Genomic DNA, 22062 nt, shown 5'->3' on the forward strand with positions numbered 1-22062 from the left:
GAAGCGGCGCGAGGCAGGCCACCAGACCCGTTCACGGCGCGGGGACCAGGATTTCGCCGGTCTCCAGCAGGGACTTGAGGTCCGAGAGGATCCAGTCCCAGCCGCCGCCCGCGTTCTCGCCCGGGCCGGCGTTGACGTCCTCGTGCACGCCGCTGACCATTTCGCCGGTGAGCGGCGCGCCGGTGACGTCGTGGGTGACGGTGAGCCTGGTGCCGGCGGTCTTCGTCGCCTCGATGTCGTAGGTGAGCGTCGTGTACGGCTCGGCGGACATCTCCTCGGGCCCCATGAGCAGCTTCCAGGTGATGACGAGCTTGCGCGGCGGATCGACTTCCAGGACCTCGCCGTCGACGAGGTCACCGGTGAACCCGGCGTCGATGAACTCCTGCGTGGGGCGGGTGCGGTGCTTGCCGCCGACCTTGAGGTCGAAGTCGGCGAGGCCGGTGTAGCCGTACTTCCGCGTCCACTCGGGCTTGGTGATGGCCTCCCAGACGCGTTCCGGGGTGGCCTTGATGTAGACGCGGTGGACCTGCACGGTGGTCGTCATGGTTCTTCGCCTTCCAGTTCGTTCTTGAGGTCGAGCAGGGCGGTGACGTGGCGTTCGGTGTACTTGTCGATCCACCGGTCGTGGATCTGCCGGATGGGCACGGGGTTCAGGAAGTGCCGCTTCTCGCGGCCTTCCTTCCGCGCGACGACGAGCCCGGCCTCTTCCAGGAGCTTCAGGTGCTTCATGACGCCGAAGCGGGTCATGTCGACCTGGGTCTCCAGCTCGGTGAGCGTGCGGCCGTCGCGCTCGAAGAGCAGGTCGAGCAGGAACCGGCGGGTCGGATCCGCCAGCGCCTTGAACACCAGGTCGTCTTGCACCCACCCAACATAGGTGACCAAAAGGTCACATGTCAACGGGCCAAAAAGCCGTGAAGGCCTCCTTACCGGCTTCTTGAGCCGGTAAGGAGGCCTTCACGGCTTTGCGCTAGACGACCAGGGAGAGGGGGAGGATCAGGGCGATCGCCACCACGGAAATCAGCGTCTCCATCACCGACCAGCTCTTCAGCGTCTGGCCGACCGACAGTCCGAAGTACTCCTTGACCAGCCAGAACCCGGCGTCGTTGACGTGCGAGAAGAACAGTGAACCGGCGCCGATCGCGAGCACCAGCAGTGCACTGTGTGACGGGTCCATGTCCGCGGCCAGCGGTGCCACGATGCCCGCCGCCGAGACCGTCGCGACCGTGGCGGAGCCCGTCGCCAGGCGGATCGCCACCGCCACCAGCCAGCCGAGCAGCAGGGGCGACAGGTTCGCGTCCTTGGCCAGGCCGGTGATGACGTCGCCGACGCCGGCGTCGACCAGGGTCTGCTTGAACCCGCCGCCCGCGCCGACGATCAGGATGATCCCCGCGATCGGGCCCAGCGAGTCACCGATCACAGTGGACAGCCGCGAGCGGTCGAGACCCGCCGGGCGGCCGAGCAGGACCATGCCCACCAGCACCGCCACGAGCAGCGCGATCAGCGGGTCGCCGACGAAGTCCAGGATCTTGCGCGCCTCGCTTTCCTTGGCCAGCAAGATGTCCGAGAGCGCTTTCGCCAGCATGAGCACGACCGGCAGCAGGACCGTCGTGAGCGTCGCGGCGAAGCTCGGCCGCGGCTTGTCCGGGTCGGCGCGCTCCGGGATCAGGCGCTCGGGCGGCTGCGCGTCCGGGACCAGCCGGGCGGCCACCTTGCCGAACAGCGGGCCCGCGATCACCAGCGTCGGGATGCCGACGAGCAGCCCGAACGCCAGCGTGATCCCGACGTTCGCGTTCAGCGCGCCCGCCGCGGCGAGCGGGCCCGGGTGCGGCGGGACCAGGCCGTGCAGCACCGAAAGCCCGGCGACGGCCGGAATCCCCAGCAGCATCAACGGCTTTCCCGTGCGCTTGGCCGCCAGCAGCACGACGGGGATGAGCATGACGAGCCCGATTTCGAAGAACATCGGCAGCCCGATCAGCGCCGCGACCAGCGCCATCGCCCACGGCAGCGCGGCACCGCGGGCCTTGCCGAGCACGGTGTCGACGATCTGGTCGGCGCCACCGGAGTCGGCCAGCAGCTTGCCCAGCATCGCGCCGAGGGCGATCAGGATGCCGACGGACGCGACCGTGCTGCCGACGCCGTTCGAGAACTTCTTGATCACGTCGGCGATCGGCATCCCGGCGGTCAGGCCGAGTAGGAGCGAACCGATTACCAGCGACAGGAACGGGTGCAGCTTCACCTTCGTGATCAGCACGACGATGACGGCGATCGCGACGAGGGTCGCGGCGATGAGGCGGGTGTCGTGGCCGGTCCAGGCGGCCGCGAGAACGGTGGTCATGCGTGCTCCCGGAAGGCGGTCAGTGCGGCTTCGGTGATCTCCGCGGGCGTGTCGCGGATGTCGAAGATCGCGCCGGGCTCGTCCGGCTCGAGGGGTTCCAGGTCGGCGAGCTGGGAGTCCAGCAGCGACACCGGCATGAAGTGACCCGAGCGGGACTGCATGCGTTCGGCGAGGATCTCGCGGTCGCCGTGCAGGTGCGCGAACCAGACGTTCCCGCCGGTCCGCAGTACGTCGCGGTACCGGCGCTTGAGCGCGGACGACGTCACGACGCCGCCGGACGCCTGGTGCTCGCGGATCCAGCCGGCGATGGCTTCGAGCCAGGGGGCGCGGTCCTCGTCGTTCAGCGGGTGCCCCGCGGTCATCTTGTCGATGTTGGCCTGCGGATGGAACGTGTCCGCTTCGGCGTACTCGACGTCCAGCGCCCGCGCGAGCGCCGTGCCGATCGTCGTCTTGCCGGAGCCTGACACCCCCATCACCACGATGACGGTCATCCGCACCTCCCACTTCGTTGTGCCCAGGTGAGTCAAACTCAAAAGTACTACTTATTCAAGATGAAGTACTACTTAATCGAATCAGGTGGTTAGGTTGGCCGGGTGAGGCATGAGCAGGTATTGGACGCCCTCGGCGCGTCGATCGCGAACGGAGCGCTGACGCCCGGCACCGTTCTACGCTCCGAAGAGCTCCAAGAACGCTTCGGCGCTTCGCGGACGGTGGCGCGCGAAGTCGTCCGCGTGCTCGAGACGATGCGGCTGACCAGCAGCAAGCGCAGGGTCGGGGTGACGGTCCGGGAGCCGGCGGAATGGAACCACTACGACCCGCGGCTGATCCGCTGGCAGCTCGACGGCCCCGCGCGCCCGGCGGCGCTCGCGACGCTGAACGAGCTGCGCTCGGCGATCGAGCCGTGCGCGGCCCGGTACGCGGCCCTGCGCGCGACGCCGGAGGAGCGCGGCCGGCTCGGCGCGCTGGGGGAGCGGCTGGCGCGGACGGCCCGGGCCCGCGACCTCACGACGTTCCTCGAGTTCGACATCGCGTTCCACGACCTGCTGCTCGGCGCGTCCGGGAACTCGATGTTCGCGCAGCTGTCCGAGGTCGTCGCGGAGGTGCTCACCGGGCGGACCGGGCACGGGCTGATGCCGCCGGAGCCGCAGCCCGAGGCCGTGGCGCTGCACCTGGAGGTGGCCGCGGCGGTCGCGGCCGGGGACGCGGACCGGGCGGAGCGGGCGATGCGTGACATCGTCGTCCAGGCGCGTGAGGAGATCGCGGCGCTGGTCGAGTAGGGCTTCGGCTCGTCCGGGGTGGGGTGGGTTCCGGGGGCGAGTAGCCTGCTCGGGAACTGGACTTTCTTCTGCCGGGGGGCACGGGTGAGCGCGGCGCGCGCGATCGGACTGGTGTTGGGCGTGGCGGCCGACGGCGCCCTCGGCGACCCGCGCCGCCGGCCCTCGGTGACGGCGTTCCGCCGTCTGGCGCCGGGCCGGGGTGCCGCGGTCGCCGGCGCCGCGGTGGCCGCCGGTCTGCTGCTCGAGCGCGCCGGCCGCGGCCGCCCGCTGGTGCAGGCATCGGCGACGGCGGTGACGACGTGGGCGGTGCTCGGCGCGGCCGGCCTGGCCGTGCAGGGCACGGAACTGGCCCGCGACCTCGAGGAATCCCGCTTCGACCCGGCGCGCGCGACACTGTCCGAACTGGACCCGCGCGTGGCCGACGGCCTGGAGCTGGTGGGGCTGTCGCGGGCCTCGGTGGAGACCCTGGCGGAGAACACGTCCGACGCGGTGGTGGCGCCCCTGGTCTGGGGCGCGGTGGCGGGGGTCCCGGGCCTGCTCGGCGCCCGGGCGGTGAGCCTGCTCCGCCGGGCGCGCGCAGGGCGCCGAGGACATTGGGCGATCGACCGGCTCGACGAGCTGGTCCACCTGGTCCCGACCCGCGTGGCGGCGGGCCTGACGGTGCTGGCGGCCCCGGTGGTCGGCGGCTCGGCGGGAGGGGCATGGCGGGCCTGGCGCCGCGACACGATCGCCCACCCGAGCCCGAACGCGGGCCGCGTGGAGGCGGCGTTCGCGGGGGCGCTGGAGGTCCGCGTCGGCGGCCGGACGGTGTACCCGCACGGGGTGGCGGAGCTGCCGGTGCTCGGAGTGGGGCGGAACCCGGACGCCGGGCACGTGACGCGGGCGGTGGAGCTGTCCCGGGTCGTGGGGTGGCTGGCCGCGGTGACGTCGGTGGTTTTGGCCGTGGTGGCGGGGTTCCGGCGCCGGTCCCGCTGACTCAACTGCGGCGGCGGCGCAGCTGCGCCAAGGCTCCCGCGTCCAACCGTCCACCGCGGTCCGCCAACCGAGCCCCGATCCGCGCCCGGTCCTCCGCCGTCTTGTTGCCCCCGAACTTGAACTTCGCCCGCACTCCCGTGATCGTGAACTCGATCCCGCGGATCCCCGGCAGCAGCCGCCGGTCCGGCGACTCCGGCGAAGCACTCACCGTCGCCCGCGCACCATCCGTCTCGAAGTGGCGCAACTGCTTCTCCAGCAACGCAGCCTTCGCCGCCGGATCGTCGACCAGCCGCACATCGCCCTCGAGCTGCACCGTCGCGTAGTACGACGTCGGTACCCCGAACGCCGGGTCCGCCGCCGTGTTCCAGTCCGCGCGGATGTACGTGTAGTCGTCGACCACCGTCAGCAGCGCTCGGGGGTGTTCCTCCAGCAGTGGCCAGATCGGGTTCGGCCGGGCCAGGTGGGTCACCACCGTGTGGTCGCCGTCGAACGCGAAGTGCGCCGGCGTCACCACCGGCAGGTCGCGGCCCGCGCCGCCGGCGATCAGCTGGCCGAAGTCGCGCTCCGACAGCCACTCGCGCCACTCGGCGTCGTCGGCGGCGTCCCACGGGTGGATCAGCATGACCCCAGTCTCACGTCCGCAAGTGGCCCGGAAGAAGGGCCAATAACGAGCTATTTCTGATGGCCACTTTCGGCGAGTTCGTCTTCGGCGAGGATCTCCGCGACGGACTTCCGGCGAGTCGAGGAAGGCTCCGACGAAGTGACCAGCGCACCGCCCGGCTTCAGCTCACGCACGGTGAAGTACAGCCAGCCCAGCAGCGCCATCGCGCCGAACGCGATCCACTGCAGCGCGTACGACAGGAACGGCCCCGAGTCGGTCTGCGGCAGCGGCAGCGCGCCCAGCACGCCGGGCTGGCCGGTGTCGAGCTGAAAGTACCCCGGCCGGATGTCGAGCTTCCCGGCCCGCGCGACCACCCGCGAGTCGACGACGTAGCTCTGCAGCTGCCCGCCGGTCGACGCGTCGGCGAAGGCGTCCCGGTTCTTCGGGTCGGTCTCGTCCACGCGCGCCCGGGCCGTCACGGAAACCGTCCCGGCCGGCGGCGGCGCGTACGGCAGCACGCCGGACTTGCTGTCGAGCCGGACGTACCCGCGGTCGATCAGGACGACCGTGCCGTCGGTGGTCCGCATCGGCGTCAGTACCTCGAAGGCGCCCTCGCCCTGGACCGTCCGCAGCCGCGCGACGACTTCCTTGTCCGCGAGGTACTGGCCGGTGATCGAGACGAGGTGCCACTCGGTGTGCTGGTCGGGCTCGCTCCCCGGCGGCAGCAGTTGCGCCAGCGGCAGAGGCGGTGCGGTGAACGACGCCTCCAGCGCGGAGTTCTGCTGCTCGCGTTCGGTGTTGCGGCTGAACTGCCACGGTGAAAGCAGCGTGAAGCAGCAGATGGCGAAGGTGAACACCACCACCGTCAGCGCCAGCCACCCGGGCTTGAGCAGGAACCGCAACCGCACCCCACCACGGTAGGCCGTGCCCCGCCCGGTCCGCCCGCCGACCTCCGCCCGCTGTGACTTCTACCCGCGCGAACGCACCCAATCCAGCAAACCGGGCACCGAGCGTTCGATCATGCCGAGGACGTCTTCGAAGCCGTCGTCACCGCCGTAGTAGGGGTCCGGGACCTCGGCGCCCTCGGGGGCCGACGGGTCGAACGACCGCAGCAGCCGCACCTTCGCGGGATCGCCGACGCGGGCGCGCAGGAACTCCGCGTGCCCTTCGTCGGCGGCGAGCAGCAGGTCGGCACGGAGGTCTTCGTCCGAAACCTCGGAGGCGACGTGCGCGGTGGGGTAGCCGTGCGCCTTGAGCGTCGCGCGGGCCCGCTTGTCCGCGGGTTCCCCGGCGTGCCAGGGACCGGTGCCGGCGCTGGAGACGCGGACGGCGTCGCCGAGGCCCGCGTCCTCGAGCCGCGCGCGGAAGACGAGTTCGGCCATCGGGGAGCGGCAGATGTTGCCGGAGCAGACGAAGACGAGGTGCGACACGTCCTGAGCGTAACCGGCCGGTTCACCCGGTCACCCGCTCACTCGGCGGTACCCGCTGCCCCGCGCGGCCACTTAGCGTCGTTTCCGCGAGGACGCGAACCGGAAGGAGAGCGATCATGCACGGGTGCTGCTCGAAGTGCACCGGACAGGGCTGCGGCTGCTGCGGCAACTGCAACTGACGCTCAACCCGGCGCTCGCGGCGGCGGCGGTGGACCCGCCGCCGGAGCGCCCCCTAACGAGTGATGCACGTCGCTGACGTGGCCTCACCCAAGGCACGCGCGTGCAGGACGTCGAAGCGGTGCACGACGTCCGCCACGCCCGCCGCCACGAGCTGGCGCGTCGGGCACGAGCGGGCCTTCCGCACACTGAGCGAGGAGCTCAGCTCGGTCAGCAGGCCCGTGTTCAGCCGGTCGATCACCGGACGGATCTCGCCGAGGTCCGGCTTCGTCGACGGTGCCTGCGACGGGTGCGCGTCCCAGCGCGCGTACAACCCGCGCTGGACCATCTTGTTCGCCTCGATCTGGGCGCGGAAGAACCGCACCGCGTCCGCCGGGTCGAGGCCCAGCTCCGGCGCCCGCGCCGCCACCGAGTCGTAGATCTGCTGCTCGCGCACCGGGTCGTCGATCGGGGACGGCGTGCCGTACTTCGCCGCCGCCACCTGGTCCGCGATCGCGACCCGCTGGGCCGCCAGATCCGTCAGCTGCCACAGCGACGAGCTCGAAGCCGAGGCCGGGATCGAAGCCAGGAAAAGGCCGGACACCACCGCGAAGAGCACAGCCAGTACTCGCATGGCCCGCGACCGTACATGCGAAGATCCCCGGGTGCCCGCGCTTTCCGAAATCATCACCGTCCTGGAGCAGGCCTACCCGCCCGCGCTCGCCGAGTCGTGGGACGCCGTCGGCCTCGTCTGCGGCGACCCCGCCGAGCAAGTCACGAGCGTGCTGTTCTGCGTCGACCCGGTCGAGGAGACCGTCGACGAGGCCGCCGACCTCGGTGCGCAGCTGATCGTCGCGCACCACCCGCTGCTGCTGCGCGGCGTGCACGGCGTCCCCGCGGACACCGCCAAGGGCTCGCTGGTGCACCGGATGATCCGCACCGGCACCGCCCTCTACTGCGCGCACACCAACGCCGACTCCGCCGACCCCGGCGTCTCGGACGCCCTCGCGGCGGCGATCGGGCTGCGCGTCACCGGCCCGCTGGCGCCCAACGAGGACGGCGTCACCGGCATCGGCCGCCTCGGCGAGCTGCCCGAAGCCGAGCCGTTCGGAACGTTCGTCCAGCGCGTCGCCGACGCCCTGCCGGCGACCGTGCCCGGCGTGCTCGGCGCGGGGGACACCGACCGCCCGATCCGCACCGTCGCCGTGTCCGGCGGAGCCGGGGACTCCTACCTGAAGCAGGCCACCGCGGCCGGCGTCGACGCCTTCGTCACCGCCGACCTGCGGCATCACCCCGCCGGCGAGCACCTCGCGCACCCGGGCGCCGTGCCCGCGCTGGTCGGCCTGACCCACTGGGCCAGCGAATGGCCGTGGTGCGGGCAAGCCTCGGCGGTCGTGGCGCAGGCGTTTGCGGGTAACGTCGACATCTGCGTCTCCACGCGGTGCACCGACCCGTGGAACGTCCGCGCCGAGCGCACATCGATTTAGAGGAGCACCGTGAAGGCCGAACCCGCCGTGCAGCGCCAGTTGCTCGAGCTCGCCAAGGTGGACGCCGAGCTCTCGCGCACCGCGCACCGCCGTCGCACCCTGCCCGAACTGGCCGAGATCGACGCGGGGGAGAAGACCGCCCGCGAGCGCCGCGACGCGCTCGTGTCCGTGGAGACCGCTTCGTCCGACCTCGACCGGGAGATCGCCCGGCAGGAGAAGGAGATCGAGTCGGTGCGCGCCCGCGAGGACCGCGACCGCAAGCTCCTCGCGTCCGGGTCGGTCAACTCGAAGCAGATGACCGACATCGAGCACGAGCTGCAGACCCTGCAGCGCCGGCAGAGCGCGCTGGAGGACGACCTGCTGGAGCTGATGGAGCAGCGCGAGGCCCTCGGCCTGGACGCGCAGCGCACCGGCGCCGAGGTCGACAAGGCCGAGGCCGAGGTCGCCGCCGCGATCGCCCGCCGCGACGAGATGTTCAAGGACCTCGACACCACCCGCGCGCGCCGCGACGAAGACCGCGCGAAGCTGCTGCCGCGCTTCCCGGAGCCGCTGCTCAAGCTGTACGAGCGCGTCCGCGAGCACAAGGGCATCGGCGCCGCACTGCTGCGGTCCCGCCGGTGCGGCGCGTGCCAGCTGGAGATGGACCGCAACACGATCGCGGAGATCAAGGCCGCGCCGGAGAACGACGTCATCCAGTGCGAGAACTGCGGGGCGATCCTGGTCCGGACCCTGGAGTCGGGTCTGTGACGTCGCATGTCATCGTCGAAGCCGACGGGGGTTCCCGGGGCAACCCGGGCCCGGCCGGCTACGGCGCGGTCGTCAAGGACGCCGCCACCGACGAGGTCCTGGCGGAGCGCAAGGAAAGCCTCGGCGTCGTCACGAACAACGTCGCCGAGTACAACGGCCTGATCGCCGGGCTCGCCGCCGCGGCCGAGCTCGGAGCGTCCACTGTGGACGTCCGGATGGACTCGAAGCTCGTCGTGGAGCAGATGTCCGGCCGCTGGAAGATCAAGCACCCGGACATGCAGCCGCTCGCCGAGCGGGCCAAGGAGCTGGCCGCCGGCTTCTCCCGCGTCAAGTACCAGTGGATCCCGCGCGCGGAGAACTCCCATGCGGACCGGCTCGCGAACGAGGCCATGGATGCGGCCACCGGAAAGCCCGCCGCCGGCAAGCCCGCGCCGAAGCTGCCGACCCGCCGCCCGGACCGCGCGGCCGTGGCCTGGACCGGCGCGAAAGGCACCCCGACCCGGCTGCTCCTGCTGCGCCACGGCCAGACGGAGATGTCGGCGCTGCGCCGCTACTCCGGCCGCGGTGACGTCCCGCTGACCGAACTGGGCCGATCGCAGGCCGCGGCGGCGGCCAAGCGGCTGGCCGCGACCGAGGGCCTGGTCGTCGACGGCGAATCCGTCCCGATCATCTCCTCGCCGCTCACCCGCACCAAGCAGACCGCGCAGGCCGTCGCCGACGCGCTCGGCGGCCGCGTCGAGACCCACCCCGGCCTCATCGAGACCGACTTCGGTGACTGGGAGGGCCTGACGTTCGCCGAAGCGGCCGAGCGCGACCCCGAACTGCACGGTTCGTGGCTGGGCGACAGCTCGGTCCCGCCGCCCGGCGGGGAGAGCTTCGACGTCGTGCACCGGCGCGTCCGCAAGGCTCGTGACGAGCTCATCGCCGAGCACGGCGGCCGGACGTTGGTGCTGGTCAGCCACGTGACGCCGATCAAGACGCTGCTCCGGATGGGCCTCGACGCGGGCCCGCAGCTGCTGTTCCGGCTGCACCTGGACCTGGCGTCGCTGTCGATCGTCGAGTTCTACCCGGACGGCAACGCTTCGGTCCGGTTGGTCAACGACACCTCGCACCTGGCCTGACCGGCGGCAATGTGGGGTGGATCACGCTCAATGCCGACGCGTGGCGGACCCCGCATGGGGTATTGGCTACAGTGTCCCGACCGCGTCGCCGCGGTGGCGGATCCGCTGGGTCCACTTCATGGGGCGCCGGCTCGCGCGTATCCCACCGGCAGAAGCCTGCGGGCGGAACAGTGACGAGGACATGACGGCTAGCGCACTCACCGAGACCTCCCCGAGCGACGTCCCCGAGGACCCGGCACCCGCGACGACCACGCGGGGCTGGGGCGCGCGGCTGGCGCCGGTGCTGGCCGTGCTCGCCGGCGTCGCGGCGGTCGCCGCCCACGCCACGCGGTACGGCCACTGGATCGTCGACGACGCCGCCATCACCTTCTCCTACGCCCGCAGCTTCGCCGACGGCCTCGGCCCGGTGCTGCAGCCGGGCGCCCCGCCGGTCGAGGGCTTCTCCGACCCGACGTGGATGGTGCTGCTCGGCGTCGGCAAGCTCGTCGGCCTCTTCGACCACGGCCTGCTGTTCGGCCTGCCCGACTACGTGCTGTTCCCGAAGCTGCTGGGCCTGCTGTTCACCGGCGGCATCCTGACCGCGTGCTACATCGCCGCGAAGCAGGTCTTCACGCGCTTCGCCTGGCTGGTCACGCTGGTCGCGGGCCTGACCCTGGCCACGGTCCCGTCGTTCGTCATCTGGGTCGTGTCCGGCCTGGAGAACTCGCTGTTCGCGTTCGCGGTCGTCACGCTGGCGGTGACGCTGTTCGTCTCGGTCAAGCGCGACAAGCTGCTGACGCCGAAGGTCGCGCTGTGGGCGGGCGTCCTGGTCGCGTTCGCCGCGCTGACCCGGCCGGAAGGGCTCATCTACGCGGGCGCGTACCCGCTCGCGGCGCTGTTCCTGCTGCGTGGCGGCCTGTTCTGGAAGAGCTTCCGCCTGGCGCTGCTGTCGGTGGCGGCGTTCGCCGTGCCGTTCGGCGCGTACGTCGTCTGGCGGTACTCGGAGTTCGGGCGGCTGCTGGCGAACCCGTCGGTGGCCAAGCAGCAGGGCCTGCCCGGTTTCGACGCCGTGAAGCGGCCGTTCGAGCTGGCCGGCTACGCGGGCTGGGCGGGCGTGGTCCTGCTGGCCTTGGTGATCGCGTTCGCGCTGGTCAAGGCGCCGTGGCGGCGTCCGCTGATCGCACTGCTGGTGCCGCTGGCGCTGGGGATCGTCGCGTACGGCGTGATGGTCGCCGACTGGATGTACCAGCACCGGTTCGCCAGCCCGATCTGGCCGCTGGCGATCATCGCGGGCACGTTGTCGGCGGGCGAGCTGCTCAAGCACCGCCGGGCGCTGCTGCGGATCGGGATCGTCGTGGTGCTGGTGGGGGCGTTTGTCCCGTCGGCGATCGGGTTCGCGCAGGCCGCGGACAAGTTCGCGAAGAACCCGAACATCACGGCGTGCCTGGTGGCCGACCGCTTCGGCCGCGGGTTCAACACCTACGCGGACATCCTGGGCATCCAGAAGGCGTCCCTGCTGCTGCCGGATCTCGGCGGTTCGTCGATGACGAGCCGGCTCGAGCTGGTCGACATGGCAGGCCTGGTCAACAAGCCGATCGCCGACCTGGTCCACGACAACGACCTGGCCGGCCTGCGCGACTACGTGTTCGACACGGTGAAGCCGACGTTCATCCACTCGTGGGGCCCGTGGGCGGCCGGCAACGGCATCGCGCTGGACCCGCGGCTGGACCGCGACTACGTGCTGATCTACAGCTCCCCGATCGAGGGCTTGCGCAACGGCGACTGGGTCCGGCGCGACGCGGTGACCGACCCGGCGAAGCTGAAGGCGGCACAGGACTACGCGGCGAAGACGATCCCGGCGGTGGCGGCGGACCGCTTCGGCGGCCCGCTGGACGACTGCGGCGCGACGATGAAGCCGGGCCAGACGATCACGATGCCGGGCTGAGTCCCGCAACTCGCGAGATCCGGTTCTGATCACGCCGGTTGCGGGTTACGTCACCAGGCCCAGGCTGAGCCACAACACCCCGGTCGCCGCCACCAGGCACAGCGGCGTCGTGATCGCCCCCAGCGCGTGGAACGTCTTCGCCGACGGGTGCTCCGGCAGCGTGCGGCGCCACAGCAGCGTCGCCAGTGAGCCCAGGTAGCTCGCGTTCGGGCCGATGTTGACCCCCAGCAGCACCGCCAGCAACACCCCCGGCGCCGGGTGCGGGCCCAGGACCGACAGCAGGATCAGCGTCGCCGGGAGGTTGTTCACCAGGTTGGCCAGCAGGGCCGCCACCCCCGCCGCCACGAGCAGGTCGGCCAAGCTCGTCGAGGACGGCAGGACGTCGCGCAGCAGGCCACCGAGCAGGTGCTCCGAGACCGCCTCGACCACCACCGCCAGGCCCAGCACGAACAGGCACAGCTGCGGCGCCGCCTCCGTCAGCAGCTGCCACGGCCGGATCTTGCCCTGCGCCAGCGCCCGGGTGCCGAGGATCAGGGCGGCCAGCGCCGCGATCCACACCGGCTCGACGTGGCCGAGCGGCCCCAGCGCGAAGCCGGCGAGCGTCAGACCCAAGATGACCAGCGAGAACGTCGGCGTCTCCAGGTGCTGGGCCGGCTCCGCCGTCGAGCGCGGCCGCAGGTCGGCGGCGAAAAACCGCAGGAACACCACCAGCTCGATGGCGACCGTGACCAGCCACGGCAACGCCATCGCCGCCGTGAACCCGGCGAACGTCAGCCCCGACGCGCCGAACGCCAGCAGGTTCGTCAGGTTCGACACCGGCAGCAGCGTCGACGCCGAGTTCGCCAGGTGCGCGCACGCGTAGACGTGCGGCCGGGCCGGGAGGCGCAGGCTCGTCGCCGTGGCCAGGACCACCGGGGTGAGCAGGACGACCGTGGCGTCCAGGCTGAGGACCGCGGTCACCCCGGCCGCCGCGGCGAAGGTGAGCACCAGCAGCCGCCGCGGCCGGCCGTGGCACGCCTCCGCGAGCCGGTTGCCGAGCCAGGTGAACACACCGTCGACACTGGCCAAAAAGGACACGAGGAGAATCGCGGCCAGGAAGCCCAAAGTCGGCAGGATCTCGACGGCCCGGGCCCCGGCCGCTTCCGGCCGCACGAGCCCGAGCAGGAGCGCGACGCCCGCCGCCGGCACCGCGGCCACCGCTTCGGGCCAGCCCCGCGGCCGCACGATCGCGAAGACCAGCACGGCGGCGAGGAGCGCCAGGCTTCCCGCTCCGGCCCAGAAGTTCACGCTCCCACGCTAATCGACGCCCGGCGCGGGCCCACCGGGGGCGCCCCCGGTTTCCACGCTACCGGAAGGCACCGACAATTCCGCGAGCCCGGCGGCGGCCGCTCGAGCGTGGGCGGGTTTTGTCGGTGCCCTCGAGTATCGTGGAAAACGGGGGGGGCGCCCCGGCGGGCGGCGGTCAACCGGGCAGGTCAGACGCCGAGCGGCTCCGGGGTGGCCGCGCCCCGCGCCAGGTCCTGCTCCTTCGCCCGGATCACCGGCAGCACGTGCTTGCCGAAGTGCTCGACGTCCTCCAGGTAGTGCAGGAACCCGAGCAGCAACAGCGAAGCCCCGCGCTTCTTGTACTCGATCGCCCGGTCGGCGATCTGCTCCGGCGTGCCGATCAGCTTCGTGCGGAAGCCGTCGTTGTACTGCACCAGATCTTCGAACTCCGAGTCGGCCCACATGCCCTTCGAGTCCGAAGTGGACTTCCCCGCCTGCGCCACGGCCGACCGGAAGCCCTCCACCGCCTCGACGTTCGCCTTCGCGACGATCTCCTGCAAGACCGCGCGCGCCTCGCTCTCGGTCTCGCGAGCGATGACGAACCCGTTCAGTCCGAATCGGACAGTGCGCGAGTTCTCGGAAGCGTAACCGCGAACCTCCGAGACCTGCTCGCTGAAGCCGTCGAAGTCCTTGCCGTTGCTGAAGTACCAGTCCGAGACGCTGCCCGCGAGCTTGCGCGCCGCCGTCGAGTTGCCGCCCTGGAAGATCTCCGGGTGCGGGGCCGCCACCGGCTTCGGCTTGATGTCGAAGTCGTGGATCCGGTAGAAGTCGCCGCGGAACTCGGCGTGGTCGTTCGTCCAAAGCTCGCGCAGCACGCGGATGAACTCCTCGGACCGCCGGTAGCGCTCGTCGTGCTCCAGCCACGGCTCGCCGAGGCCGGTGAACTCGCCCTTGAACCACCCGCTCACCACGTTGACCGCCGCGCGGCCACCCGAAATGACGTCGGCGCTGGCGATGAACTTCGCCAGCACGCCGGGGTGCCACAGTCCGGGGTGGACGGCCGCGATCACCTTGAGCCGCTGCGTCGCGAGCAGCAGCGCCAGGCTGAACCCGGTGGACTCGTGCTGGTACGAGGCGCCGTAGCTGGCCGTGTACCGCACTTGCGAAAGCGCGTACTCGAACCCGCTGTTCTCGGCGAGGACGGCCAGATCCCGGTTGTACTCGTAGCCCCAGTCCGTCCGCTGTTCGATGTCGGACGTGACGAGGCCACCACTCACGTTCGGGACCCAGTAGGCGAATTTCAACGGCTCTTCGAGGGACATGGCCCGAGTAGAGCAACGACGCCGGAGCCGGTCAACGCGCGTCCACGCGGTGGGAACTCACCCGCCGCGGTGGGATTTCGCCAGCGCGCCACCGAGTTCCGCGCGGCCGGGGATGCCGAGCTTGCGGTACGCGCCGGACAGGTGCAGCTCCACGGTCCGCCGCGTGAGGTGCAGCGCGGTCGCGATCTCCCGGTTCGTCAGCCCCTGTGCGGCCATGACGGCGACCCGGTTTTCCTGCCGCGTCAAGCCGTGTTCGTTGTCCTTGGCCGGTGTCAGCGCGCGCCGCGCCGAACGCAGTTCCTCCGCCGCGCGCCGGGCCAGCGGACGCGCGCCGCAGTGCTCGCTCAGCTCCACCGCCTGCCGCAGCGTCTCGATGGCCTTCTCGGACTGACCGTGCCGGGCGTGCAGCGTGCCGAGCTCGGTCAGCGCCGCCGCCAGCTGCAAGCGGGCCGGCGACGACTTGAGCGTCGTGATCGCCTTGTTCAGCGCCCGCTCGGCTTCGTCGTCCTCGCGGACGAGCCCGAGCGTCGTCAGCGCCGTGCCCAGCGGCCGCGCCGCGCCCCAGCGCGTCGAGGCGGTCATGTCCTCTTCGGCCAGGCGGGCCGCGTCTTCGGCCTGGCCCAGCGCCAGCGCCGCCCGCGCCGCGTGCGCGCGCCACGGCACGAAACCCGGGAACCGCATGCCGTGGTGCGCGAGCCGGCGCCCGCAGCTGAGCAGGTCCTCGAACCCGAAGCGCGTGTACCCGGTCGCGACGCGCAGGCGGCCGCGCGCGTACAGCAGGTAGGTGTGGGTGAACAGGCCCTGGCTCGCGACGAAGTCCATCCGGTCCAGCAACGACGTCGCCGCCTCGAACCGGCCCAGGTCCACCCAGCACTCGACGAGCTTGGCCGCGCACAGCACGCCGACCGGGCACGTCGTCGTCCCGCCGCGCTCGTCGAAGCGGCGCAGCAGCGACTCGAAGTGGACGCTCGCCCGCTGCAGGTCGCCGCTGGCCTGCAGCGCGATCCCGCGGGCCAGCGTCGGCAGCGCGCCGTGCGGCACGTGCACGTCCCACGGCTCGCGCTCGACGTCGAGGACCCGGCACAGCCGGTCGACGTGCGCCGGCTCGTCCGCGAGCACCGCCGTGGCCAGGGTGAAGAAGTAGTGCTGCTCGAAGAGGTCGCCGTCGTCGCCCGTCATGGCGGCCGCGAAGTGCCCGACGGCCTCCTGCGCCGACTCGCCGCTGCGGACCGCGTCCAAGGCCAGTAGCGCCGACCGGCTGCGCTGCGCCGCGGGTTCGGTCAGCGGGGCCCACTGGTCCTCGAAGTCGCGGAACTCCGGCGGCGGGCCGAGCCGGCTGCCGGCCTCGGCCAGGTACGTCATGCACAGCAGGGGCCACACGGCGTCCGGGCCGCCGGCGTCGAGCCGCGCGGCGATCTGGCCGGCCGCGCTGATCGCCAGCCGCGCGTCCTGGCCGCCGCACAGCGACAGCAGCATCGCCGACGCGATGAACGCGGCCGTGTCGCGGTTGCCGATGGTGTCGACGGCCTCGCGCACCCGCTGCGCCGCGGCGGGCGGGTCGAGCTGGAACTCCGCGTGGGCCAGCTGCAGCAGCACGGCCACCCGGCGCCCCGACGTCAGCCGCTCTTCCAGCGCCCGTCGCAGGTACCGCGCCCCCAGTTCGGGACGTCCGGAGAACACCGCGTCGCGCGCGCTCAGCCGCAGGACGTCCACGCCCCACGGGATCCGGATCGACGTCGCTTCGAGCAGGTGCGCGGCGACGCGCTCGGCCGCCGCGCCGGTCTCGGACAGCAGCTTCGCCGCCCGCGCGTGGTTGACCGCCCGCGTGGTCTTCGGCATGTCCCGCAGCAGGGAGTTGCGGACGAACGGGTAGGTCAGCGTCGGGGCGTTGCTGTTGTTCAGCACGTGCAGCCGGACCATCGTGTCGATCGCCTGCAGCGCCTCGAGCTCGTCGACGCCGGCGAGCTGGGCCAGCAGGTCGAACCCGGCGTCCTCGCCGAGGATCGCAGCGGCGTGCAGGATCGCCGGTGCGTCCGGGAACTCGTGCATCCGCGTGTGGAGCACCTGCCCGATCAGCGACGACCCCAGCTCGTGCGGGTCCGCGCCGGGCAGCAGCCGCGGCCGCAGCGCGTTCAGCAGGTACGGGTTGCCGCCGGTCGCTTCGCGGCAGGCAGTGGCGAGCTCGCCCTGGGCGAGCCCGAGGATCTCCGCCGCGGCGGCGTCGCCGAGGCCGTTGAGGGTGATCGTCGCCGGCGTGCAGCCGGCCATCTCCAGCAGCGCCACCTCGCGGTGCGGCGGGTGGCCGATCAGGGAGGTGAGTATGATCAACACCGGCAGGTCGAGCACGCGGTGCCGGATGTAGGCGAGGCACCGCATCGACCAGGCGTCGGCGAGGTGCACGTTGTCGATGCCGAGGAACAGCGGGCCGCGCTCGGTCGCGTCGCGGACGAGGCCGAAGAAGTGCTCGAGCGCTTCGCTCTCGCCGGCCGGGCCGCACTGCTCGGCGAAGCCCGGACGCGGGACACCCGGCTCGTAGAGCGCGTCGGCCAGCTGGCGGGCGAGCCCGCCGGGCAGGTGGCTCTCCAGCCGCGACCCGGTGGCGATCGCGACGGTGAAGCCGGCGTCCGCGGCGAGCGCGGCGGCGGTGTGGAGCGTGGCGCTCTTGCCCATGCCGAACTCGCCGACCAGCACCGCGCTCGCGGCCGTGCCGCCCAGCGCGAGGGGGAACAGGCTGGTCAGGCGGCTGAGCTCGGGCTCGCGGCCGGGGAGCCGCGGGGCGGGGCGCTTCGGTACCGAAGGCCCGCTGACGGGCTGCTCGGGATTTACTTCGGTATCCACCGTAAAGACTTTCATGTTGGGTTGGGGCAGACTACTGGAAACCGGCTGACCACGGGAGATCCCGCAGGTCATGGCCGGTACCGGTCACCACCTGAGCAGGGGAGACGATGGACGCAGCGGATGCGAACCAGGTCCTCGCGGTGGCCGGCCGGGCCGCGCAGCCGATCGTCACGGCCATGCCCACCGCGAGCAGCAGGAGCGCCCCGGCGGCCGGACCTTCCCGGCCGGTGAACACACACGGCTTCCGGCGCCGGGCCGCGCCGCCGCTGGGCGGCGGGTAACCCGGGCCGGCCGCGCCCGACCGCGGGGAAGACCCGGTGGCCGCCGGGTCGCCGGAGGCCGGCGGACCACCGCCGCCCGGCAGGTAGCCCAGCCGGGCCGCCTCCGCCAGGGCCGCCGACACCGGCCGGAAGCCCGTGAGCAGCTCCTGACACCGGGGACAGCCGGCCAGGTGCGTTTCGAACTCTTCCGCGTCGTCGAGGACGCCGAGCTCGTAGGCCGCGGCATCGCGGTGCTCCCGCCTCATCGCACCGCCATTTCGCCGAGTGCCTTCCGCAATTGCCGCATCGCCGTGTACAACCGCGATTTGACGGTTCCCTCGGGAATTCCCAGAATTGTCGCGGCCTGCCGGACGGTGTTTCCGGCGAGGTAAGTGACGGTGATGACGGACTGATATTTCTCATCCAGTTCCGACAATGCCCGGCTGATCGTCAGTGCGGCTAACGAACTGTCCGCGCGCTCGGTGGACTCGGCGTTTTCCGGGATCTCCAGAGCGACCTCCTGCGGGCGGACCCGGCGATTCCGCCAGCCGTCGATGACGATCCGGCGCGCCACGGTGAGCAGCCATCCGCGCAGCATTCCGGGCTCGCGTTCGAGCGTGCCGGAGTGCTGCCACGCGCGGATCATGGTCTCCTGCACGACGTCTTCGGTCCACTGCCGGTCGTGGTTCGTCAGGGCCAGTACCTGCGAAAACAGGGTGGCGCGGAAGTCTTTGTACAGCAGCGGGACGAGGTCGTCCGCCGTGTCGGGGCGCGGTTGCACCGCCGTGGCGGACGAGCTGGAGCCGACGTGGCCGCGACTTTCTCTGCCCGGTGCTTCCATAAAGCTCGCAACCTCACCTGACTGGCGGACTGTGGGGCCTCCGGAGCGTAGCGCAAAAACACTTGATAGGCCATCTGCATTAGTTTCCGTACCCCATTAGCGGCGGGGTACGAACCGGCCGGTTCAAATTGTGTCTTGTGATGTACGTCACAGTCTCTAAAAGGTGACGGAGAGAACCGGTGAACGCCGTTCTTCCGTAACTCCCGATAAGACCTCCTTCGCGAAGGGAAAACGGGGATGCCGCTCCGATTCGTGGCCTTGTTCGCCGCCACGACCGCGCTCGTGCTCGGCTGTGCCCTGCCCGCCTCCGCCGGCGAACTGCAGCAGGCCGACCGGACCCTGCTGGCGCGCCTGAAGCAGCACACGCTGTGGGCCATCCCGGCCGGCCGGCTCGCCGCCGACCGCGCGACCAACCAGCGCGTGCGCGCGGTCGCCGTCCGCATCGCCGACGACCAGGCCCGCCTCGACGTCGCCCTGCGCGCGGTCGCCGACCGGCTCGCCATCTCGCTCCCCGCCGGGCCCACCGAGCAGGAACGCGGCTGGGCCGCCGAGCTCTCGAAGGACTCCGGGGACGCGTTCGACCGCACCTACGTCAACCGCCTGCGCGCCGAGTACGGCTCCCTCTTCGGGCTCGCCTCCGACGTCCGCGCCGGCACCCGCGACGACGACGTCCGCGCGTTCGCCCAGACCGCCGTCGACACCGCGCTCGGCCACTTGACGCTCCTCGAGAGCACGGGGCTCGCCGAGACCACGTCGCTGCTCGTCTCCGCCACCGAAGACGGCACCGACGACACCCTCGGCGGCGGGAACCTCGCCCTCGGCGCCGTTTTCGTGGCGTTCGCCGCCGTCGCCACGTTCGGCCTGCTCCGCCTGCTCGGAACCCCCGGCAGGACCTCGCCGCGCACCCGGAGGTAAGCCCGCCCATGTCCCCGTCCGCCGCGCTGCTCCCGGTGTCCCCGCACGACACCGGGATCGCCGAGGCCGCCGCGCTGTCCGGCCGCCTCACCTACCTCTGCATGTGCCTGACGCTGTGCTGGGGCGTCCTGGCCGCCACCGGCTGGGTCCGCCGGTTCAGCGGCCAGGACGCGCTGCGCGCCGGCCACGTCCTGCTCGCCGCGTTCACCCTCGCCACCGGCACCGTGCACGGCCTGACGTTCCTCTTCCTCGAGGACGACCCGTTCGGCGCCGCCGACCTGCTGCTCCCGTTCTACGACGGCACCCCGCGCCACGCGCTCGGCATCGCGGGCCTCGAGCTCGTGCTCGCCGTGTCGATCACGGCGGGCCTGCGCCGCGGCGCGCGCGAAGGCCGGTGGCTGCGCTTCCACCAGTTCGGCTACCTCGCCATCGGGCTGCTCGCCGTGCACGCCTGGCTCGGCGCCGTCTCGAGCGGGCACCTGTCGGTCGTCTGGCTCGCCGGGATCACGCTGCTCGTGCCGCCGGTGCTCCTCTCCGCCTTGCGGGTGCTGCCCGCCGCCGCGCTCGCCCGGGCCGGGCTGATCGCCCCCGTGCCCGAAGAGCCCGAGGTCAGCGCGCTGCGCGTCGACGTCGACAGCCACCGCTGCCACTCCTACGGCATCTGCCAGTCCGAGGCGCCCGGGGTCTTCCAGCTCGGCCACGACGGGCAGCTGGAGTACGAGAAACGGCCCGGAGCCGGGGAAGCACCGAACGTCCGCGCGGCCGCGCGCGCCTGTCCCATGCGAGCCATCCACCTGTTGGGAGCCACTTCGTGAGCGAACGCATCGTCATTGCCGGAGCCGGCCTCGCCGGCCTGCGGGCCGCCGAACGGCTGCGCGAGCTCGGGTTCGACGGCGAAGTCGTCGTCCTCGGCGCCGAGCCCGACATCGCCTACCACCGCCCGGCGCTGTCCAAGAGCCTGCTGACCGGCGCGGTCAGCCGGGCCCAGACGCTGCTCGCCGATCCCCTCGAGGTCGACGCCGAGTGGTACTTCGACACCCCGGTCACGGCTCTGTCGCCGAACCGGCAGGTCGTCCACCTCCGCGACGAGGAGGTCCGCTACGACGGCCTGATCATCGCCACCGGCGTCGAACCCCGCCGGCTGCCCGGCGCGCCGCACGGCCACCCGCGGGTCGTCGTCGTCCGGACCCTGTCCGACACCACGGCGCTCCAGCGCGCGCTCGCCACCGGCTCCGGTCCGGTCGCCGTCATCGGCGACGGCTTCATCGGCTGTGAAGTCGCTTCGAGCCTGCGCGAGATGGACCGCGACGTCGTCCTGATCGGCCGGTCGCGGGCGCTGCTGGCCGACGTCCTCGGCCCCGACATCGGCGACTGGCTCACGGCGCTGCACACCGCCCACGGCGTCCGGCTGGAGCTCGGGACCACCATCCGCCGGTGGCACCCGGGGACGACGTCGGTCGGGCTGGAGTTCGCCGACGGACGTGCCCTCGACGTCGCCTGCGTCGTGGTCGCCGTCGGCAGCGTCCCGGCCGTGTCCTGGCTGCGCGGGGCGAAGCTGCCGCTGGACGACGGCGTCGTCTGCGGCCCGACCTGCCACGTCGTGGGCTCGGACACGATCGTCGCGGCCGGCGACGTCGCCCGCTGGCCCAACCTCCGCTACGACGCGACGCCCCGGCGTGACGAACACTGGCTCAACGCGGTGGAGATGAGCCGGGCGGCGGCCGAGAACCTGCTGGCCGGGCCGGCCGGCTCCCCGGCGTACACGCCGGTGCCGCGGTACTGGTCCGAGCAGCACGGCGTCCGGATCCAGGTGGCCGGCCGGCCGATGCTCGGGACGGACACGGTGCTGCTGGAGTCGCCGGTGGCCGGCACCCGGCCGATCACGGGCTCCGTGCGCGACGGCCGGCTCGTCGGGCTCATCGGCCTCGACAGCCCGGCCGCGGTGCTGCACTGGACGGCCGAGCTGGCCCGCCGGCGCCCGGCGCCGTCGATCGTGCCGCCCCAGCGGCCGCCGGAACCGGAGCGCCCCCGACACCACAGCCGGGCGGCAGCCGGGTACTGAGGTCGCGGTCAAGCTCCCGGCAGGCGTCCGAGCCCGCCGCCGGGCGGCCGCCCGGCGCTCGGCTACCATCTCTCCCGCGGACGAGCAGGCAGGGCGGTCGCGGGCCGGGGCGACCCGGCTCGAGGAAAGTCCGGACTCCACAGGGCAGGGTGGTTGCTAACGGCAACCCGGGGTGACCCGCGGGAAAGTGCCACAGAAAACAGACCGCCACGGCCTGTGTGCTTCACGAGGGCCGGGGTAAGGGTGAAACGGTGGTGTAAGAGACCACCAGCGTCCCGGGTGACCGGGGCGGCTGGGTAAACCCCACCCGGAGCAAGGCCAAGAGGAAGCCCCCGGGCTTCTGCGCAGGCGTTCGAGGACGGCCCGTCCGAGCCTGCGGGTAGGCCGCTGGAGCCTGCCGGCGACGGCAGGCCGAGATGGATGGCCGCCGCCCGGCGAGCCGCGAGGCGACCCGGGAACAGGATCCGGCTTACATGCCGGCTCGTCCGCCCCACGCGCTGAAGGG

The 22062-nt window shown here is 72.1% G+C and carries 23 protein-coding genes and 1 other RNA gene; 11 read left to right on the top strand and 13 right to left on the bottom strand.

From position 1 onward, the window contains the following. Positions 1 to 31: 31 nt before the first annotated feature. From ACZ4TR_RS41440 to ACZ4TR_RS41455, 4 genes are all read right to left on the bottom strand, one after another. A complete protein-coding gene (locus ACZ4TR_RS41440) occupies positions 32 to 544 on the bottom strand; it encodes an SRPBCC domain-containing protein (RefSeq protein ID WP_465293584.1) in 513 nt (170 codons plus the stop codon). Further along, complete coding sequence (locus tag ACZ4TR_RS41445) at positions 541 to 861, bottom strand: ArsR/SmtB family transcription factor (RefSeq protein ID WP_465293585.1); 321 nt, start codon at positions 859 to 861, stop codon at positions 541 to 543. Before ACZ4TR_RS41445 ends, ACZ4TR_RS41440 begins: the two co-directional genes overlap by 4 nt. Before the next feature lie 106 nt (positions 862 to 967). Next, the gene (locus tag ACZ4TR_RS41450) at positions 968 to 2335 is read right to left on the bottom strand and encodes a GntT/GntP/DsdX family permease (protein ID WP_465293586.1); all 1368 of its coding nucleotides are present in this window, start codon (positions 2333 to 2335) and stop codon (positions 968 to 970) included. Further along, positions 2332 to 2826: a gluconokinase gene (locus ACZ4TR_RS41455; RefSeq protein ID WP_364520110.1), complete on the bottom strand. Its 495-nt coding sequence runs from the start codon at positions 2824 to 2826 to the stop codon at positions 2332 to 2334. Before ACZ4TR_RS41455 ends, ACZ4TR_RS41450 begins: the two co-directional genes overlap by 4 nt. A gap of 102 nt (positions 2827 to 2928) precedes the next feature. On the opposite strand from ACZ4TR_RS41455, the gene ACZ4TR_RS41460 reads away from it, so the two are divergent. Both ACZ4TR_RS41460 and ACZ4TR_RS41465 read left to right on the top strand, forming a co-directional pair. After that, positions 2929 to 3612 (top strand): FadR/GntR family transcriptional regulator, encoded by a 684-nt coding sequence (locus tag ACZ4TR_RS41460; protein ID WP_465293587.1) that lies wholly within the window; start codon positions 2929 to 2931, stop codon positions 3610 to 3612. 84 nt (positions 3613 to 3696) lie between these two features. Continuing rightward, complete coding sequence (locus ACZ4TR_RS41465) at positions 3697 to 4587, top strand: cobalamin biosynthesis protein CobD/CbiB (RefSeq protein WP_465293588.1); 891 nt, start codon at positions 3697 to 3699, stop codon at positions 4585 to 4587. Position 4588: 1 nt separating this feature from the next. On the opposite strand, the gene ACZ4TR_RS41470 is transcribed toward ACZ4TR_RS41465, so the two are convergent. From ACZ4TR_RS41470 to ACZ4TR_RS41480, 3 genes are read right to left on the bottom strand one after another with little or no spacing between them, the layout of a single operon-like run. Further along, positions 4589 to 5209, bottom strand: coding sequence for an FMN-binding negative transcriptional regulator (locus ACZ4TR_RS41470; protein WP_465293589.1), 621 nt, complete (start codon positions 5207 to 5209; stop codon positions 4589 to 4591). Between the two features lie 50 nt (positions 5210 to 5259). Beyond that, the gene (locus ACZ4TR_RS41475; protein WP_465293590.1) at positions 5260 to 6096 is read right to left on the bottom strand and encodes an SURF1 family cytochrome oxidase biogenesis protein; all 837 of its coding nucleotides are present in this window, start codon (positions 6094 to 6096) and stop codon (positions 5260 to 5262) included. 60 nt (positions 6097 to 6156) lie between these two features. After that, a complete protein-coding gene (locus ACZ4TR_RS41480) occupies positions 6157 to 6618 on the bottom strand; it encodes a low molecular weight protein-tyrosine-phosphatase (protein WP_465293591.1) in 462 nt (153 codons plus the stop codon). A 124-nt stretch (positions 6619 to 6742) separates the two neighbouring features. On the opposite strand from ACZ4TR_RS41480, the gene ACZ4TR_RS41485 reads away from it, so the two are divergent. Then, a complete protein-coding gene (locus ACZ4TR_RS41485) occupies positions 6743 to 6874 on the top strand; it encodes a hypothetical protein (RefSeq protein WP_364520098.1) in 132 nt (43 codons plus the stop codon). Here the strand turns inward: ACZ4TR_RS41485 and ACZ4TR_RS41490 are convergent. Then, positions 6851 to 7408, bottom strand: coding sequence for a chorismate mutase (locus ACZ4TR_RS41490; protein WP_465293592.1), 558 nt, complete (start codon positions 7406 to 7408; stop codon positions 6851 to 6853). The genes ACZ4TR_RS41485 and ACZ4TR_RS41490 overlap by 24 nt on opposite strands. 31 nt (positions 7409 to 7439) lie before the next feature. Between ACZ4TR_RS41490 and ACZ4TR_RS41495 the strand changes: the two genes are divergently transcribed. The 4 genes from ACZ4TR_RS41495 to ACZ4TR_RS41510 all read left to right on the top strand — a co-directional run bounded on the left by ACZ4TR_RS41495 (position 7440) and on the right by ACZ4TR_RS41510 (position 12053). Next, complete coding sequence (locus ACZ4TR_RS41495; RefSeq protein WP_465293593.1) at positions 7440 to 8261, top strand: Nif3-like dinuclear metal center hexameric protein; 822 nt, start codon at positions 7440 to 7442, stop codon at positions 8259 to 8261. Positions 8262 to 8270: 9 nt separating this feature from the next. Then, complete coding sequence (locus ACZ4TR_RS41500) at positions 8271 to 9008, top strand: zinc ribbon domain-containing protein (protein ID WP_465293594.1); 738 nt, start codon at positions 8271 to 8273, stop codon at positions 9006 to 9008. Next, the gene (locus ACZ4TR_RS41505) at positions 9005 to 10129 is read left to right on the top strand and encodes a bifunctional RNase H/acid phosphatase (RefSeq protein WP_465293595.1); all 1125 of its coding nucleotides are present in this window, start codon (positions 9005 to 9007) and stop codon (positions 10127 to 10129) included. The genes ACZ4TR_RS41500 and ACZ4TR_RS41505 overlap by 4 nt, the downstream gene beginning before the upstream one ends. A gap of 181 nt (positions 10130 to 10310) precedes the next feature. Then, the gene (locus ACZ4TR_RS41510) at positions 10311 to 12053 is read left to right on the top strand and encodes a hypothetical protein (RefSeq protein ID WP_364520088.1); all 1743 of its coding nucleotides are present in this window, start codon (positions 10311 to 10313) and stop codon (positions 12051 to 12053) included. Between the two features lie 45 nt (positions 12054 to 12098). Here ACZ4TR_RS41510 and ACZ4TR_RS41515 read toward each other — a convergent pair whose 3' ends face one another. From ACZ4TR_RS41515 to ACZ4TR_RS41535, 5 genes are all read right to left on the bottom strand, one after another. Beyond that, positions 12099 to 13340 (bottom strand): SLC13 family permease, encoded by a 1242-nt coding sequence (locus ACZ4TR_RS41515; RefSeq protein WP_465293596.1) that lies wholly within the window; start codon positions 13338 to 13340, stop codon positions 12099 to 12101. A gap of 188 nt (positions 13341 to 13528) precedes the next feature. Beyond that, entirely contained in the window at positions 13529 to 14641 is a 1113-nt protein-coding gene (sfnG, locus tag ACZ4TR_RS41520; protein WP_465293597.1) for a dimethylsulfone monooxygenase SfnG, read from the bottom strand. Between the two features lie 57 nt (positions 14642 to 14698). Then, positions 14699 to 17479 carry a LuxR C-terminal-related transcriptional regulator gene (locus ACZ4TR_RS41525; RefSeq protein ID WP_465293598.1) on the bottom strand — a complete coding sequence of 927 codons (2781 nt, stop codon included), beginning with the start codon at positions 17477 to 17479 and terminating at the stop codon, positions 14699 to 14701. A gap of 31 nt (positions 17480 to 17510) precedes the next feature. Then, on the bottom strand, positions 17511 to 18005 hold the full coding sequence (locus tag ACZ4TR_RS41530) for a hypothetical protein (protein WP_465293599.1): 495 nt from the start codon (positions 18003 to 18005) through the stop codon (positions 17511 to 17513). Next, positions 18002 to 18580: a sigma-70 family RNA polymerase sigma factor gene (locus tag ACZ4TR_RS41535; RefSeq protein WP_465293600.1), complete on the bottom strand. Its 579-nt coding sequence runs from the start codon at positions 18578 to 18580 to the stop codon at positions 18002 to 18004. The genes ACZ4TR_RS41530 and ACZ4TR_RS41535 overlap by 4 nt, the downstream gene beginning before the upstream one ends. Before the next feature lie 237 nt (positions 18581 to 18817). Between ACZ4TR_RS41535 and ACZ4TR_RS41540 the strand changes: the two genes are divergently transcribed. From ACZ4TR_RS41540 to rnpB, 4 genes are all read left to right on the top strand, one after another. Continuing rightward, complete coding sequence (locus tag ACZ4TR_RS41540) at positions 18818 to 19495, top strand: DUF4142 domain-containing protein (protein ID WP_465293601.1); 678 nt, start codon at positions 18818 to 18820, stop codon at positions 19493 to 19495. Positions 19496 to 19503: 8 nt separating this feature from the next. Beyond that, positions 19504 to 20310, top strand: a complete 807-nt coding sequence (locus ACZ4TR_RS41545; RefSeq protein ID WP_465293602.1) for a 4Fe-4S domain-containing protein — start codon at positions 19504 to 19506, stop codon at positions 20308 to 20310. Further along, on the top strand, positions 20307 to 21557 hold the full coding sequence (locus ACZ4TR_RS41550) for an NAD(P)/FAD-dependent oxidoreductase (protein WP_465293603.1): 1251 nt from the start codon (positions 20307 to 20309) through the stop codon (positions 21555 to 21557). The genes ACZ4TR_RS41545 and ACZ4TR_RS41550 overlap by 4 nt, the downstream gene beginning before the upstream one ends. An 81-nt stretch (positions 21558 to 21638) precedes the next feature. Beyond that, positions 21639 to 22045, top strand: an RNA gene (gene rnpB, locus ACZ4TR_RS41555) — RNase P RNA component class A. Positions 22046 to 22062: the final 17 nt, after the last annotated feature.

Source organism: Amycolatopsis sp. NPDC028719, assembly GCF_055565395.1.

Coding starts and splice junctions, on each gene's coding strand:
- ACZ4TR_RS41440 (WP_465293584.1), bottom strand. CDS start 544: ATGACGACCACCGTGCAGGTCCACCGCGTCTACATCAAGGCCACCCCG.
- ACZ4TR_RS41450 (WP_465293586.1), bottom strand. CDS start 2,335: ATGACCACCGTTCTCGCGGCCGCCTGGACCGGCCACGACACCCGCCTC.
- ACZ4TR_RS41455 (WP_364520110.1), bottom strand. CDS start 2,826: ATGACCGTCATCGTGGTGATGGGGGTGTCAGGCTCCGGCAAGACGACG.
- ACZ4TR_RS41470 (WP_465293589.1), bottom strand. CDS start 5,209: ATGCTGATCCACCCGTGGGACGCCGCCGACGACGCCGAGTGGCGCGAG.
- ACZ4TR_RS41490 (WP_465293592.1), bottom strand. CDS start 7,408: ATGCGAGTACTGGCTGTGCTCTTCGCGGTGGTGTCCGGCCTTTTCCTG.
- ACZ4TR_RS41510 (WP_364520088.1), top strand. CDS start 10,311: ATGACGGCTAGCGCACTCACCGAGACCTCCCCGAGCGACGTCCCCGAG.
- sfnG (WP_465293597.1), bottom strand. CDS start 14,641: ATGTCCCTCGAAGAGCCGTTGAAATTCGCCTACTGGGTCCCGAACGTG.
- ACZ4TR_RS41530 (WP_465293599.1), bottom strand. CDS start 18,005: ATGAGGCGGGAGCACCGCGATGCCGCGGCCTACGAGCTCGGCGTCCTC.
- ACZ4TR_RS41535 (WP_465293600.1), bottom strand. CDS start 18,580: ATGGAAGCACCGGGCAGAGAAAGTCGCGGCCACGTCGGCTCCAGCTCG.
- ACZ4TR_RS41540 (WP_465293601.1), top strand. CDS start 18,818: ATGCCGCTCCGATTCGTGGCCTTGTTCGCCGCCACGACCGCGCTCGTG.
- ACZ4TR_RS41545 (WP_465293602.1), top strand. CDS start 19,504: ATGTCCCCGTCCGCCGCGCTGCTCCCGGTGTCCCCGCACGACACCGGG.